14 protein-coding genes are annotated in these 14,819 nt (G+C 70.9%); 7 read left to right on the top strand and 7 right to left on the bottom strand.

What is annotated here, in order from left to right:
• Positions 1-6: 6 nt before the first annotated feature.
• On the bottom strand, positions 7-1,965 hold the full coding sequence (locus ATK36_RS04850) for a VWA domain-containing protein (protein ID WP_098509998.1): 1,959 nt from the start codon (positions 1,963-1,965) through the stop codon (positions 7-9).
• A 37-nt stretch (positions 1,966-2,002) separates the two neighbouring features.
• Entirely contained in the window at positions 2,003-3,400 is a 1,398-nt protein-coding gene (locus tag ATK36_RS04845; protein ID WP_098509997.1) for an ATP-binding protein, read from the bottom strand.
• Positions 3,401-3,712: 312 nt separating this feature from the next.
• Here ATK36_RS04845 and ATK36_RS04840 point away from each other — a divergent pair, with 312 nt between their 5' ends.
• Positions 3,713-4,510: a hypothetical protein gene (locus ATK36_RS04840; protein WP_098509996.1), complete on the top strand. Its 798-nt coding sequence runs from the start codon at positions 3,713-3,715 to the stop codon at positions 4,508-4,510.
• Between the two features lie 10 nt (positions 4,511-4,520).
• Here the strand turns inward: ATK36_RS04840 and ATK36_RS04835 are convergent, their stop codons facing one another.
• The 3 genes from ATK36_RS04835 to fabG all read right to left on the bottom strand — a co-directional run bounded on the left by ATK36_RS04835 (position 4,521) and on the right by fabG (position 7,256).
• Positions 4,521-5,561 carry a ferrochelatase gene (locus ATK36_RS04835; protein ID WP_098509995.1) on the bottom strand — a complete coding sequence of 347 codons (1,041 nt, stop codon included), beginning with the start codon at positions 5,559-5,561 and terminating at the stop codon, positions 4,521-4,523.
• A gap of 143 nt (positions 5,562-5,704) precedes the next feature.
• Positions 5,705-6,472 (bottom strand): enoyl-ACP reductase FabI, encoded by a 768-nt coding sequence (gene fabI / locus ATK36_RS04830; protein WP_098510346.1) that lies wholly within the window; start codon positions 6,470-6,472, stop codon positions 5,705-5,707.
• A 79-nt stretch (positions 6,473-6,551) separates the two neighbouring features.
• Complete coding sequence (gene fabG, locus ATK36_RS04825; protein ID WP_098509994.1) at positions 6,552-7,256, bottom strand: beta-ketoacyl-ACP reductase; 705 nt, start codon at positions 7,254-7,256, stop codon at positions 6,552-6,554.
• Between the two features lie 192 nt (positions 7,257-7,448).
• Here fabG and ATK36_RS04820 point away from each other — a divergent pair, with 192 nt between their 5' ends.
• Genes ATK36_RS04820 through ATK36_RS04795 form a run of 6 tightly spaced genes read left to right on the top strand, consistent with a single transcriptional unit; the run spans position 7,449 to position 12,708 of the window.
• Positions 7,449-8,771 (top strand): MFS transporter, encoded by a 1,323-nt coding sequence (locus ATK36_RS04820; protein WP_098509993.1) that lies wholly within the window; start codon positions 7,449-7,451, stop codon positions 8,769-8,771.
• Between the two features lie 27 nt (positions 8,772-8,798).
• Complete coding sequence (locus ATK36_RS04815; RefSeq protein ID WP_098509992.1) at positions 8,799-9,464, top strand: response regulator transcription factor; 666 nt, start codon at positions 8,799-8,801, stop codon at positions 9,462-9,464.
• Between the two features lie 4 nt (positions 9,465-9,468).
• Positions 9,469-10,857 (top strand): sensor histidine kinase, encoded by a 1,389-nt coding sequence (locus ATK36_RS04810; protein WP_098509991.1) that lies wholly within the window; start codon positions 9,469-9,471, stop codon positions 10,855-10,857.
• Positions 10,854-11,789 (top strand): TAXI family TRAP transporter solute-binding subunit, encoded by a 936-nt coding sequence (locus tag ATK36_RS04805; protein WP_098509990.1) that lies wholly within the window; start codon positions 10,854-10,856, stop codon positions 11,787-11,789. The genes ATK36_RS04810 and ATK36_RS04805 overlap by 4 nt, the downstream gene beginning before the upstream one ends.
• A 20-nt stretch (positions 11,790-11,809) precedes the next feature.
• Positions 11,810-12,238: an acyl-CoA thioesterase gene (locus ATK36_RS04800; RefSeq protein ID WP_098509989.1), complete on the top strand. Its 429-nt coding sequence runs from the start codon at positions 11,810-11,812 to the stop codon at positions 12,236-12,238.
• 8 nt (positions 12,239-12,246) lie between these two features.
• On the top strand, positions 12,247-12,708 hold the full coding sequence (locus ATK36_RS04795; protein ID WP_098509988.1) for a tRNA (cytidine(34)-2'-O)-methyltransferase: 462 nt from the start codon (positions 12,247-12,249) through the stop codon (positions 12,706-12,708).
• Positions 12,709-12,939: 231 nt separating this feature from the next.
• Here ATK36_RS04795 and ATK36_RS04790 read toward each other — a convergent pair whose 3' ends face one another.
• Together ATK36_RS04790 and ATK36_RS04785 are read right to left on the bottom strand one after the other, a co-directional pair.
• Positions 12,940-13,920 (bottom strand): VWA domain-containing protein, encoded by a 981-nt coding sequence (locus ATK36_RS04790; RefSeq protein ID WP_098509987.1) that lies wholly within the window; start codon positions 13,918-13,920, stop codon positions 12,940-12,942.
• On the bottom strand, positions 13,917-14,798 hold the full coding sequence (locus ATK36_RS04785; protein WP_245914422.1) for a DUF58 domain-containing protein: 882 nt from the start codon (positions 14,796-14,798) through the stop codon (positions 13,917-13,919). Before ATK36_RS04785 ends, ATK36_RS04790 begins: the two co-directional genes overlap by 4 nt.
• Between the last annotated feature and the right edge of the window lie 21 nt (positions 14,799-14,819).

Below are 14,819 nucleotides of genomic sequence, written 5' to 3'. Positions count from 1 at the left end.
CACCATTCAGCGCCGTCGGGTACGCAGATAGTCCCCGACCACGGCCGCACCGAGCCCGTCCAGGTCCGGGGCGACGACGCGGCCTCCGGAGCGGCGCGCGATCAGGTCCACGAAGGCCGCCAGCCGGGGGTCATCGCCCAGCCGGAACACCGTGATCGCCGCGCCCAGCTTCGCCAGCCGGTCCACTTCGGACAGTGTCTTGTGGAGGGTGCGGGGCTCCGGCGGATAGGCGAACTCGGCCGCGCCGTCGGGTTCCAGGTGGGCGGTCGGCTCGCCGTCGGTGACCATCAGCACCACCGGCTGCGCGTCCGGGTGCCGCCGCAGGTGCCGCCCGGCCAGCAGCAGCGCGTGGTGCGCGTTCGTGCCCTGCTCCCAGGTGCCTTCGAGGCCGGCCAGCTCGGGCAGCTCGACCGGCGTCGCGTACCGGCCGAACGTGATCAGCTGCAGCGCGTCGCTGCGGAACCGGGTGCTGATCAGCTGGTGCAACGCCAGCGCGGTGCGTTTCATCGGCAGCCAGCGGCCTTCCTGGACCATCGACCACGAGGTGTCCACGAGCAGCGCGACGGCCGCGCGCGAGCGGTGCTCGGTCTCCACCACCTCGACATCCTCGACGTCCAGCCGTACCGCGCGCGAGCCCGTCGCGGCCGACCGCAGCACCGCGTTGCGCACCGTGCGCGGCACGTCCCAGGGCTGCATGTCCCCGAACCGCCACTCCCGGCTCGCGCCGGTCGGCTCCCCCGCCGCCCCGGCCGACTCGGTCTCCCGGTCGCCGGTCTTGCCGCGCAGCGCGCTGACCACGTCGGCCAGCGCGGTCTCCCCCAACCGGCGCAAAGCCTTGGGCGACAGGCGAAGCGTGCCGTCCGCTGCCCGTTCGAACAGGCCCTGCCGGCGCAGTTCGCGCTCCAGCTCGGCCAGCCGCCGGGCGTCCACCCCGGCCTCCAGGCCCAGCTGTGCCTCCAGCGCTTCGAGGTCGATGTCCTCCAGCCGGGCGCCGGGGTAGGACTGGCCCAGCTGCTCGGCCAGCGCATCCAGCTCGGCCAGATCGGACATCGCCTGCGCGCCTTCGCCGAGCCCGAGCGGGTCCTGGCCGCGGAACCGCTCCGAGGAGGTCCAATCCTCCCCCGGCCGCAGCGCCCGCAGCTGGGCGTCCAAAGCGGACAGCTGCGGTGCGAGCCGGGGATCGCCGAACGCCTGCTGCGCCAGCTCGGCCAGCTCCGCCCGCTGCTCCTCGGACATCGAGTTCAGCATCCGTTGCGCGGCGGCCGATCGGGCGGCCAGCACGTCGATCAGCTCGTCGACGTTCTGCGGGTGCTCCGGGAAGAACTCGCCGTGCTGACGCATGAACTCGGCGAAGCGTTCGCCGATGTCGGCAGCGCCCTCGGCATGTGCGGCCAGCAACGCGTTGAGATCGCCGAGCATCTGGTTGATCCGCTCGACGTCCTGCGGGCCGGCGTTCTCCATCGCCTGTTTCATGCCCTCGAACCGCGCGTCGAGCATCTCGCGGCCGAGCAGGTCACGGATCTGCGCGTACTTGCCGCGGGCCTCGTCCGAACGCCAGTCGTACTCGGTCAGCTCCCGTACCGCGGCCGCCGTGCCCGGTGGGAGCGCGTCCAGCTGTGCCTCCCGGAAGCGGGCCTCGTCGTCCGGGTCCGGGAACAGCTCCCGGCGCTCGGCCTCCACCGCTTCGCGCAGCAGCCGCTGCACTTCTTCCAGAGTGCCGTCCAGCCGGTGGCGGCGGCGGATCTCCGAACGGCGCTGCCACAGCCGCCGGGTCAGCTCGTCCAGACCGGCCGTCTGCCCGGTGCCGCGACGCAGCAGCTCCTCCAGCGCCGACCGCGGGGACGCGCCTTCCAGCACGTCGCGGCCGATCTCGTCGAGCGCTTCCCGCAGATCCGCCGGAGGCGCCAGCGGATCCGGCCCGTCGTGCCACGGGCCGTAGGAATAACCTTCCGGCAGCTGTGTCAATGCCGCCTCCGCGGGAAAAAGTACGTCGGCGGCGGCATTATTCGCCGTACACCGTGGTGGTGTCGTCGGTGTCCTTCGCCAGCCTGCGCGCGAGGAACAGCGACTCCAGTGCCAGCTCGACCGCCGCGGCGATCCGGCCGGCGGGCTCGTCCGCGGACACCCCGGCACGCTGGGCGACCTCGTGCAGCACCGGCAGCTCCGGCAGCGCGGCAAGCACCTCACTGCCCGGCACACGCTCCCCGGTGGCAACCAGGTGCCCGTCGGCCACCGCGTCGGACAACGGGCGCAGATCGAGCCCGGCGAAGCGTTCGCGGGCGGTTTCCGCGACGGCGCGGCGCAGCAGATGCACCAGGTGCTCGACCTCGCGGCCCTCCTCCCCCGGTTCGAACTCGACCTTGCCGCGCAGCACGGCGGGCACCGCGTCGAGGTCCACCGGGCGGGCCACCGCCGGCCGCTCCCCGGTCAGCGCGGACCGCCGCAATGCCGCGGCGGCAACGGTTTCCGCCGCCGCGACGGCGAACCGGGCGGACACGCCGGACCGCTGGTCGATCACCGTCGACTCGCGCAGGTTCCGCACGAACCGGGCGAGCACCTCCAGCAGCGGCTCGCCGACCTCGGCGACCAGCTCCGCCTCCTGGCGCACGACGGCGACCTCGGCGGCCACGTCGAGGGGGTAGTGCGTGCGGATCTCCGCGCCGAACCGGTCCTTGAGCGGGGTGATGATCCGGCCGCGGTTGGTGTAGTCCTCCGGGTTCGCGGTGGCCACCAGCAGCACGTCCAGCGGGAGCCGCAGAGTGTAGCCGCGGACCTGGATGTCGCGCTCCTCCATCACGTTCAGCAGCGCGACCTGGATCCGCTCGGCGAGGTCGGGCAGCTCGTTGAGCGCCACGATGCCACGATGCGCCCGCGGCACGAGCCCGAAGTGGATCGTCTCCGGATCGCCGAGGCTGCGGCCCTCGGCCACCTTCACGGGGTCGACGTCGCCGATCAGGTCGCCGACGCTGGTGTCCGGGGTGGCCAGCTTCTCGGTGTAGCGCTCGCTGCGGTGCCGCCAGGCGACGGGCAGGTCGTCGCCCAGCTCGGCGGCACGGCGGATCGACGCCGGGGTGATCGGCTGGAGCGGGTGCTCGCCCAGCTCGGCGCCCTCGATGACCGGGGTCCATTCGTCGAGCAGCCCGGCCAGGGTGCGCAGCAGGCGGGTCTTGCCCTGCCCGCGCTCCCCGAGCAGGACGACGTCGTGACCGGCCAGCAGCGCGCGTTCCAGCTGCGGCAGCACGGTGCGGGAGAACCCGACGATGCCGGGCCAGGCCTCGCGGCCCTCGCGGAGGGCGGCGAGCAGGTTGTCGTGGATCTCACGGGCGATCGGGCGCGGGGTGTACCCGGCGGCGCGAAGCTCGCCCGCGGTACGGGGAAGTGCCTCGGGAACTGCGTTCACCTCATCGACGCTACTGCGCGTTCCCGCGTCCGTCGACGTGGAGCGACTCCAGCGTGCGCGGCTGCCACCCTCGGCGCGGTGGCTTCGCCGCGCGGGGCCTAGGTTCTGTTTCGTAAGCGGCGGAGCCGCTTGCTGTGGGCCGTCAACCGGCACTCTGCTGTCGAATTCTCAGGCGTCCTCTCGCGAGGACAGCTCCGAGGTGGTGAATCGGCATTCATGAGGAGGAGATCCCGGAGTGAGAGGACGTCCGAGGTTCCACTACCCGCACCGCCACGCAAGCCACTTTCGAGACAGTCTCTAAACTAGGTCGTCGTGTGCCGACCCAGTGCGACTCTCGCCGTCTGGTCCTCCGCGTGGCTGAACGGGACCGCTGCCTCCGACGACGTGCTCGATGCCCTTCAGGACTGGGCCGAGGCCCACGACGTGGTCGCGGCCGATCCCGCCGCGGCCGACGCGTTCGATCTCCCGCTCGCCTTCCACCGTGCCGCCACCCCGGTGCAGCTGCTGCTCGCGCTGCGCGCGCAGGGGGCGACCAGCGCCCAGCTCGTGCTCCCGGTCGCCGGGGACGTCCGCGGCCTCGGCGGGGCCGGCCCGCTCGCCGAGGCGGCGGTGCGCTGTGGGGAGGCCGTGGTGCTCACCGCGCTCGGTTTCGGCCTGGTCCCCGAGCCGATCGCCGAGGGTCTGATGCGGTGGACGGTCTACTCGCTCGGCACGCCGACGCCGCTGGAGTACCAGTCGCTGGCGGACGCCGAACACGGCCTCACGGACGCGATCCGCGCGAGCGCCGGCGCGCTGCAGGCGCTCGATGTGGCCAGGGACCGTCCCGGCGTGCGAGCTGAGCTGTCCGCGCACCTGCGTGCCCGCCCGCAGATCGAATGGCCGGCGGGGATGCCCGCCCGTGCCCTGCGCGTGCTGCAGCGTGCGGAGGAGATCTCCGCGATTCTCGCGATCGCGCGCAGCGACGACCCGGGCGGCGCGTTGTCCGCCTCCGCCGCGAGCCGTCGCGCGGAAGCTCTGCGCCCGCTCGTGGACGCGGTCCGCACCGCGCGTACGGCTTCGGTGAACGAGGCCGTACGCGTCTTCTCCGATCAGGGCGACCGCCACCCCTGACCCGGGTGGGTCAGCGGCCCGGCCGCTTCGCGGGCTCGCAGCAGCCCACAGCGCACGGAGCGCCGTTGAGCGTGCAGCCGGCGGCCGGGAAATCCGACAGCTTGCGCACGGGAGCGTCCGTCAGGTGTTCGCGGATCAGCTCCACCACGAGTTCGGCGAAGCGCGGGTCAGTGTCCGGAGTGGACGCTCGCGCGAAGGCCATCCCGTGCCCGGCGGCCCGTTCGGCGGCTTCGTTGTCCAGATCCCAGATCACTTCCAGATGATCGGAGACGAAGCCGATCGGGCTCACCACCACGGCTTTGACGCCCTGGGAGTGCAGCGCGTCCAGGTGGTCCACAATGTCCGGTTCCAGCCACGGAATCTGCGGCGGTCCCGAGCGGGACTGCCACACCACGTCGTACTCCGCGATCCCCGCCTCGGCGGCCACCAGGCGCGCGGCCTCGGCGATCTGCCGGGAGTACCGGCGCCCGCCTTCCGCAGGCAGGCCTGAGGCGCGGTCCGCGCTCTCCGGGATGGAGTGCGCGGTGAACACTGTGCGGATACCCGGCCGGTCGCCCAGTTCGGCGTGCGCCGCGCGAACCGCGTCGGCGACCGCCGCCACGAACAGTGGGTGGTCGTAGAACTGCCGCAGCTTCACCAGATCCGGCGCGTCGCCGACCGCGGTGCGGGCGCGCTCGATGTCCTCGTCGTACTGCCGGCACGCCGAGTAGCCGCCGTACGCGCTCGTGGGGAACACCAGCGCGCGACGCACGCCTTCGGCCTTCATCCGGGCGACGGTGTCCTCCACCATCGGCTGCCAGTTGCGGTTGCCGAAGTGCACCGGCAGGTCGAGACCCTCCGCGGCGAGCTGCTTCTCCACCGCCGCGATCGCGGCCCGGTTGAGCCGGTTGATCGGCGAGACCCCGCCGAAGTGCTGGTAATGCTCGGCGACTTCGAGCAGGCGTTCCCGCGGCACCCCCCGGCCCCGGGTGACGTTCTCCAGGAACGGCATCACCTCGTCGGGCCCTTCCGGACCACCGAACGAAAGCCACAGCAACGCATCGTAACCCACCCCGACATCTTGCCGTGGTGGCCCGGCCCACGCCGCGGCGGCCCGGCTTGTCCGGTGCGCCTTCGGCCGGAATGCGTTCCGTGCGAACGACGACGATCCCCGCGGAACTTCCCGCGGGGACCGTCGTGGTCGCTTGTCCGGGCTCAGATGCCGAGCGCGTGCACCCCGCCGTCGACCATGATCATCGAGCCGGTGGTGGCGGGCAGCCAGTCCGACAGCAGCGCGCACACCGACTTCGCGGTCGCCGTCGGGTCGGAGCTGTCCCAGCCCAGCGGAGCACGGTCGTTCCAGCCCTCCTCCAGCTCGTCGAAGCCGGGGATCGACCGGGCCGCCATGGTCTTCATCGGGCCCGCGCTGACCAGGTTCACCCGGATGCCCTGCGGGCCGAGTTCCTTGGCCAGGTAACGGTTCACCGACTCCAGCGCGGCCTTCGCGACGCCCATCCAGTTGTAGGCGGGCCACGCCACGCGCGCGTCGAAGTCCATGCCCACGATCGAAGCGCCCCGCGAAAGCAGCGGCAGCGTCGCCACGGCGAGCGACTTGAAGGAGAACGCCGACACGTCCACGGCGACCTTCACGTCGTCGGCCGGGGCGTCCAGGAACGGGGCGCCCAGGCAGGACGGCGGGGCGAAGCCGATCGAGTGCAGGACGCCGTCGAGACCGTCGACGTGTGCGCCGACGCGCTCGGCCAGCGAGTCCAGGTGCTCCTGGTTGGTCACGTCCAGCTCCAGCACCGGAGCTTCCTTGGGCAGGCGCTTGGCGATCCGCTCGACCAGCGACATCCGGCCGAAGCCGGTCAGCACCAGTTCGGCGCCCTCCTCCTGGGCGAAGCGGGCGGCGTGGAAAGCCAGCGACGCGTCGGTGATGATGCCGGTGATCAGCAGCCGCTTGCCTTCGAGCAGTCCGGGCAACGGGTCCTCCAGGTCGTGGTTCGGCGTCGTGGTTGAACGTCGTCGTTGAACACTGTGGTTCAGCGGGGAATTCGGGGTGTCAGTGGCCCAGGCCGAGGCCACCGTCGACGGGCAGCACCGCGCCGTTGACGTAGCCGGCCTCGTCGGAGGCGAGGAAGCGCACCGCGGCGGCGATCTCCGCCGGCTCGGCGTAGCGGGCCGAGGGCACCGCGGCGAGGATCTCCTTCTTCCGGGCCTCGGGCAGCGCGTCGGTCATGTCCGTGTGCACGAAGCCGGGCGCGACCACGTTCGCGGTGATGTTGCGCGAGCCCAGCTCGCGCGCGAGCGAACGGGCGAAGCCGACGAGGCCTGCCTTCGACGCGGCGTAGTTCGCCTGTCCCGCCGAGCCGGACAGCCCGACCACCGAGGAGATGAAGACGAAGCGGCCCCACTTCGCGCGCAGCATGCCGCGCGAAGCGCGCTTCGCGACACGGAAGGCACCGGTCAGGTTCGCGTTCAGCACGCGCTCGAACTGTTCCTCCGACATCCGCATGAGCAGCGTGTCGTCGGTGAGCCCGGCGTTGGACACCAGCACCTCGACCGGCCCCTGGTGTTCTTCGACCTGCTTGAACGCGGTGTCCACCTGTTCGAGGTCGGTGACGTCCGCCTCGACCCCGAAAAGCCCCTCCGGCGCACCGGACCCACGGTGGGTGACCGCCACCTGGTGTCCCTGCGCGGCCAAATCACGGGCGATCGCGAGACCGATGCCCCGGTTGCCGCCGGTGACCAAGACCGACCGTCCCACTGCCACTCCCCTGTTCGTCGCAATCCGCTGTGCGGTTTCTGCCGCCACGAGGCTATCGGCCCCGCTGAGCGGCCCCGCATCCGGCGTCCGCGTGGTGACGCGGGCGTCCTAAGCGCAGGTAAGGAACCGCGTTTCGACCTTGCTGGTTACCCGCGGGTTGGTCACCGTGAGTCGCAACACAGGAGGTCAACGATGACTACCCGGACCCAGAGCGGCGAAGCACGCCGGAACGAACGGCGGGTCGCAGGCAATGTGCTGCGCGGCTCAGTGGGCAATCTCGTCGAGTGGTACGACTGGTACGCCTACTCGGCCTTCACCACGTACTTCGCGAAGTCGTTCTTCCCCGGCGGGGACTCGACACTCCAGTTCCTCAACACTGCGGCGGTGTTCGCCGTGGGATTCCTTATGCGCCCTCTCGGCGGCTGGCTGCTGGGCCGCTTCGCGGACCGGTTCGGCCGCCGGTCCGCGCTCGTGCTCTCGGTGTCGATGATGGCCTGTGGGTCGTTGGTCATCGCCGTCACGCCGGAGTACGGGAAGATCGGCGTCGCGGCGCCCGTACTGCTCGTGCTCGCACGACTGTTGCAAGGGTTGTCGGTGGGCGGCGAGTACTCCACTTCGGCGACGTACCTGTCCGAAGTGGCCACTCCCGGCCGCCGCGGGTTCTATTCAAGCTTCCAGTACGTGACGCTCGTCGGCGGGCAGCTGCTCGCGCTCGGGTTGCAGCTCGTGCTGCAGAGCGTGCTGACCGACCGGCAGATGAGCGAGTGGGGCTGGCGGATCGCGTTCGTGGTCGGCGCGCTGGCCGCCGTGATCGTGATGCTGCTGCGACGCAGCATGGACGAGTCCGAGAGCTACCAGCGCGTCGCGGGGAACGCCGGAGAACGCGGCACGCTGCGACAGCTGGTGAAGTACCCGCGCGAGATCGCGTTGGTCGTCGGGCTGACCCTCGGTGGCACAGTCGCGTTCTACACGTACGCCACGTACACGCAGAAGTTCCTGGAGAACACTGCGGGCATCCCCCGACGCACTGTGACGGTGATCCTCTTCATCGCGCTGCTGCTGTTCGCGATCCTGCAGCCGCTCGCCGGGCGTCTGTCCGACCGCATCGGACGGCGCAAGCTGCTGCTGTTCTTCGGCATCGCGGGCACTGTGCTGACCGTGCCGATCATGACCGTTATGGCGCACACCAAGCAGCCGGTGCTCGCGTTCCTGCTGCTGATGGCCGCCTTGGTCATCGTCACCGGGTACACGTCGATCAACGCCATCGTGAAGGCGGAGCTGTTCCCGACGCGTATCCGCGCGCTCGGCGTGGGGCTGCCATACGCGCTCACTGTCGCCATCTTCGGCGGCACTGCCGAACTCATCGCGCAAGCGCTGAAGAAGGCGGGTCACGAGTCGCTGTTCTTCTGGTACGTCGCCGGATGTGTCCTGGTGTCCCTTGTCGTGTACGCAACAATGCGGGAAACGTCGCGTTCCTCTGCTCTCGAACGCGACGAGGACCAGAACGAGGACTAGGCCGAGAACTAGCTGGGGAGGACGGCCGTGCGCGTGCTGCTCGTCGAGGACGACACCGGTGTCGCCCAGGCGCTCGCCGAGACACTGCACACGCACGGCCACGCCGTCACCGCAGTCGGCCGGGGCGTCGACGCACTTCACCGGCATCACGACGCCGACGTGTTGTTGCTCGATCTCGGGTTGCCCGATCTCGGTGGGCTGGACGTACTGCGCAAGATTCGTCAGGTGTCGACGGTGCCGGTCATAGTGCTCACCGCGCGCGCAGACGAGCGCTCCGTCGTACGCGCGCTTCGGCTCGGCGCGGACGACTACCTGGCCAAGCCTGTACGGCTGCACGAACTACTGGCACGGATGGACGCTGTACTGCGTCGCGGCGGCAGTCGCGGCGAAGCAGCTGCAGACCGCGTCGTACGGCTCGAAGACGTCGAGATCGACCTCGGTGGACGCCGGGTGCTCGTAGACGGGCGAGACGCGGGCCTGACCACGAAGGAATACGAAGTGCTCGCGGTTCTGGCCGTACGCCCAGGTACGGCGGTCAGCCGCCAGCAGTTGATGGACGAGGTGTGGGGCGACGCGTATCTCGCCGTCTCGCGATCTCTCGACGTACACATGACCCAGCTGCGCGCGAAGCTCGATCGGCCCGGACTGCTCACCACCATCCGCGGCTTCGGGTACCGGTTGGGCCGGGACTGACTCCGTGCGAACGCGCCTGCTCGCGGTACTCGTCACGTTCGCCCTCGCCGGCGTCGCCGCCTTCGCGGTGCCACTGCTGTCGACCACGGCAGACCAGCGGACCCAGGAGCTGGTCATTTCCCGTAGCAGCGACGTGGAGCGGTTCGTCGTCCTCGCGCAGCAAGCAGTTGACGCCGGTGACGCGACGGCGTTGACGGCCGAAGCGGCGGAGTATTCGTCGTTATACAGCGAAGCGGTCCTCGTGGTGGACGCGCAGCGGCTTCCGCTGGTCCAGACTGGCGGCCTCACCACCGGAGACCCCGCCGTACGCGCGCTCATCGAAGCAACGCTCCGGAACGAGCCAGGTCCGCCGGTAGAGCAAGTCACGCCCTGGTCCGCTGAGCCGGTGCTGTTCACACGTCCGGTCGGTACCGGGACGCGGGTGTCCGGCGCCGTCGTACTGCGTGCGTCGGCCGCGCAGGCCGCGTCCGACGTCGCTGCGCGGTGGGCCGCCATCGTGGCCGGTGCCCTGGTGGTCGCGGCGTTGTTCGTGCTGCTGTCCGTGCTGCTCGCGCGGTGGATGGTGCGGCCGTTGGTGGAGCTGGAGAACGGCGTGCTCGCGGTCACTCGGGGACGACGCGCGCAAGTGCCGGAACGGTCCGGCCCGCGCGAGTTGCGATCGCTCGCCGCCTCGGTGAACCGGATGTCCGACGCCGTCGTCGCCGCCGCGGAGCAGCAACGGCGGCTCGTCGCCGACACGTCACATCAGCTGCGGAATCCGATGGCGGCGCTGCGGCTGCGCCTGGATTCGCTCGCCACCGACCTGCACGGCCACCCGGCCTACCAGGCCACTGCCGCGGAAGTCGAGCGGCTGGAACGCATCCTGGACGGCCTGCTCACCCTCGCCGCCGCGGAAAGCACCTCCACCCGCCTCGCCGCCGGGGAGGATCCCGAACCCGCCGATCTCGCCACGGTCGTCGCCGAGCGCGTCGACGCGTGGCGTCTCTCCGCCGACGAAGCGAACGCCACGCTCCTACCGTGCGCCGCGCACACCGAACCGGTCCTGGTCCGGATGCCCGAGAACGAGCTTGCCCAAGTCCTCGACGTGCTGCTCGACAACGCAGTGCATCACGCCGGCCGCGGCGCGACCATCACCGCCGGTTGGGAGACCGATCCGGGCACCGTCACGCTGCTGGTCACCGACGACGGCCCTGGCCTCGCCCCTGAAGAGCTTTCCCTTGCCACAGAACGGTTCTGGCGCGCGGGTGGCGAAGGCGCGCCACGAGGTAGCGGGCTCGGCCTGGCCATCGCGCGGGAACAGACGCGCGCCCGCGGCGGACTGCTGGAGCTGCGCGCGGTGGAGCCGCACGGGTTGCAAGTCCGCGTCACGCTGCCCGCGGAGGTGACACCGTGAACCGACGCGCTGCTCTCCTCGGCGGGCTCGGCCTCGTACTCAGCGCTTGTGACGGCGGCTATCGCGGTCCCGACCGCACCGTCACAATCGCGGCCGGCGAGCCAGGTGGCTTCTATCTCGCCTTCGCGGATGTACTCGCCACAGAGCTGAACCGTGCTGTGCCCGCACTGCGGTGCGTCGCATTGCCCACCGAAGCAAGCGTCGAGAACGTCGGGCGCGTACAGGACGGTACGGCGGACCTAGGGCTCGTCCTCGCCGACGTCGCACAGTCTGCACTCGCCGGTGACCCGCCGTTCTCCAAACCTGTCCCGCTACGCGCGCTGGGCCGGGTGTACGAGAACTACTTGCAGCTCGTCGTCAGGGCCGCCGACCGTCGCCACGACCTCACTGCACTGGCCGGCCGTCCGGTATCCCTCGGCGCCCACGGATCAGGCGCCGCACAGCTGGCCGAGCGCGTCTTCGCGACCGCCGGAGTGCCCGTACAGGCCCAGCACCTCCGGCTGGCCGACGCCCTCACCGCACTACGCGACCGGCGCATCGACGCGTTCGCCTGGTCCGGCGGCGTGCCCACCCCGGCGCTCGCCGACCTGAACCGTACGACCCCGCTCGCCCTGCTACCACTCACGTCGGTGCTCCCCGGGCTACGGAAGGCGTACGGCCCGCTGTACGAACCGGTCCAGGTCCCCGCGGGCGCGTACCGCGGCGTCGGCGCACTCGGCACCATCGGCGTCGCGAACCTGCTGGTCTGTTCTCCAGGGCTGCCGGACGAGGTCGCCGCCGCAGTCGTGCGCGTGCTCGCCGGCCGGGCCGCGGAACTCGTACCCGCGCAGGCGGTCGGCACCCAGTTCCTGGACGTACGCACCCTCATCGGCACCCGGCCGGTCGCGCTGCATCCCGGCGCGGCCGGGACCTACCGCACCCTGCACGGCTGAGCAGCGGTGGCAAGATTGGCCTGGTGACCGAACGCCGCGCCATCACCGAAATGCCCGTCCGGGTGCGCTACCACGAATGCGACGCACAAGGCGTGGTGTTCAACGCGCACTACCTCTCCTACGCGGACATGGCGTCCTTCGAAGTGGAGAAGGCGCTGTTCGGCTCGCACCGGGAGTTCCTGGCGACCGGGCTGGACGTCGTGGTCGCCGAGTCGAACCTGCGCTACCGCCTGCCCTGCCGGTTCGACGACGAGCTGGTCGTGTCGGCCTACCTCGGCCACCTCGGTACGACCTCGCTGGTCTTCGACTACGAGATCCGCCGCGACGGGCAGCTCACCACCGAGATCCGGACCCGCTACGTGTTCGTCGACCCCGCGACACTGCGGCCCACTCCGCCACCGGACGAGGTGCTGGCCCGGTACACGCCCTTCCTGCCTCAGCCGGTCTGAGCCGCGCCGTGTTCCGCATTCTCTTCTACCACCCGGAAATCCCGCCGAACACCGGCAACGCGATCCGGCTGGCCGCGAACACCGGCAGCGAACTGCACCTGGTCGAGCCGCTCGGCTTCACCCTCGAAGACAAGCAGCTCCGCCGTGCCGGTCTCGACTACCACGACCTCGCCCGGGTCCGGGTACACGCCGACCTCGCCGCAGCCTGGCGCGCGCTGCTGCCTGCCCGGGTGTACGCGTTCAGCGCGTCTGCCGCCAGGCAGTACACCGACGTCGCGTACGCGCCCGGGGACGTGCTGCTGTTCGGCCCGGAGTCCAACGGCCTGCCCGACGAGGTACAGCACGCCCCGGAGGTCACCGACCGGCTGCGGCTGCCGATGCTGTCCACCAGCCGTTCGCTCAACCTGGCCAACACCGCCGCGATCACCGTGTACGAGGCCTGGCGACAGAACGGCTTCGAAAGTCCGTGAAGGGGTCCTTCACGGACTCTCAGGCCAGGGTTCCGGCAAAGTTGGTCGGGGACCCGGCAGCGGGCGATGCGGACGTGTGTGCGACCACCTCGTGACGTGCACCGGACCGGTTTCAGGTCTGTGAAGGAGCCCTTCACAGACTCAGAGTCCGTGAAGGGCCCCTTCACAGACCTCCACACCGACTTTGCCGACACCCTGGACTCTGCCGCTGTGAAGGGCCCCTTCACAGCTTCACGGCAGCCGCTGTCCGAACAGCAGGGCGGTGCCTGCACCGATCATCAGGATCAGCGTGCCGGCCACCAGCCACGGCTTGCTCGCGTCCGCGTCCTTGGTCTCGTACCCGATCTGCTCGCCGAGGTCCGCGTAGACCCGTTTCAGCTGGTCCGCGCTGGCCGCCTTGTAGAACTCACCGCCGGACAGATGCGCGATCTCCCGCAGCGACGCGTCGTCGACCTTCACCGGCTCGCGCTTGCCCTCGATGTCCACCGAACCTTCCTCGGTGCCGAACGAGATCGACGAGATCGGCATCTTCGACTGCTTCGCCGACTGCGCCGCGGTGTAGGCCCCCCGCGGCGCGGACAGGTCCTGCGGCACGGTCTGCTTGCCGTCGCTCATCAGCACGATCCGCGCCGGCGGCGGCCCCTCGGCCCCGCCGACCACCGCGGAGAAGTTCTGGATCGACTGGATGGCCGCGTAGATGCCCTCACCGGTGGCAGTGGACTCGGACAGCCTCAGGTTGTCGATCGCGGTGCTCACCCCGGCCCGGTCGGTGGTGGGGTTGACCAGCACGGTCGCGGTCCCGGCGAAGGAGATCAGGCCGAGGTTGATCCCCGGCGTCATGTTCTGCGCGAACTGCTTCGCCGCGTCCTGCGCCGCCTTCAGCCGCGACGGCGCGACATCGGTGGCCTTCATCGACAACGACACGTCGATCACCAGCATCACGGTCGCCCGGTTGCGCGGCACCCGCTGCTGGGCGGTCGGCCCGGCCAGCGCGACGGTCAGCACCAGCATCGAGAGCACCAGCAGCACCGCGGGCACGTGCCGGATCCAGCCCTGCGCGCGCGGCGCCACCCGATCCAGCAGCTCCAGATTCGCGAACCGCAGCACCCTCCGGCGCCGCGACCGCTGCACCAGCACGTACGCGACGACGACCCCGGCCACCACGATGAGCAGCAGGAACCACCACGGCGCGGTGAACCCGGTGAGACTCACGCGGCACCTCCCGACCAGCGGCGCTTGCGGGCCACCACGAACCGCACCAGATCGGCGATCCAGTCGGAATCGGTGCGCAGCACCAGATGCGCCGCCCCGGCCCGGCGGATCCCGGCCGCGACCCGCTGCCGGTGCTCGTGCGCGGCCGCGGCGAACTCCTTGCGCAGCAAGGCCGAAGCGTGCACCTCGCGCTGTTTTCCGCTCTCCGGGTCGGCCAGCACGACCGTGCCCACCTCCGGCAGGTCGACGTCGCGCGGGTCGACGATCTCCACCGCGATCAGCTCGTGCCGCCCGCCGAGCGCCCGCAGCGGACGCTCCCAGTCGGCCGGGCCGAGGAAGTCCGAGATCACCACGCCCAGACCACGCCGCCGGGGCGGACGGCGCAGCTTCTCCAGCGCCCCGGTGAAATCACCACGCACCCCTTCGGGCGCACGCGAGGTCTCGGCCAGCTTGCGGACCAGGCCGCGCGCATGCGGGAGCCCGCCGCGCGCCGGGATCCGCGTGATGCCCTGCCCGTTCGAGATCAGCGCGCCGATCCGGTTGCCGCCCCCGCCGGTCAGGTGCGCGACAGCCGCCGTCGCGCACACCACGAGGTCGCGTTTCTCGCACAGCGCGGTGCCGAAATCGAGGCTCGCCGACAGATCGGCGACCACCCAGGTCTCCAGCTCGCGGTCGGCCACCGTCTCCCGGATGTGCGGGGTGGTGGTCCGGGCGGTGACCGCCCAGTCCATCCGCCGCACGTCGTCGCCCGGCTGGTACGGCCGCGCCTCGCCCGGCTCCGAACCGGGTCCCGGCACCAGGCCGAGGTGATTGCCCTGCAACAGCCCGTCCAGCCGGCGCCGCACCTCCAGTTCGAGGGTGCGCAGCCCGGCCGCCATGCGGTCGCCGCGCAGCACCGG

The sequence above is a fragment of the Amycolatopsis sulphurea genome (assembly GCF_002564045.1).
Lineage (GTDB): Bacteria > Actinomycetota > Actinomycetes > Mycobacteriales > Pseudonocardiaceae > Amycolatopsis > Amycolatopsis sulphurea.
The sequence above is the reverse complement of the archived record's forward strand: the minus strand, read 5'-3'. Positions and strand labels throughout refer to the sequence as shown.

Excerpts from the sequence above, each read along its gene's own strand:
- ATK36_RS04820 (WP_098509993.1), top strand. The coding sequence starts at position 7,449 with ATGACTACCCGGACCCAGAGCGGCGAAGCACGCCGGAACGAACGGCGG.
- ATK36_RS04785 (WP_245914422.1), bottom strand. The coding sequence starts at position 14,798 with ATGGCGGCCGGGCTGCGCACCCTCGAACTGGAGGTGCGGCGCCGGCTG.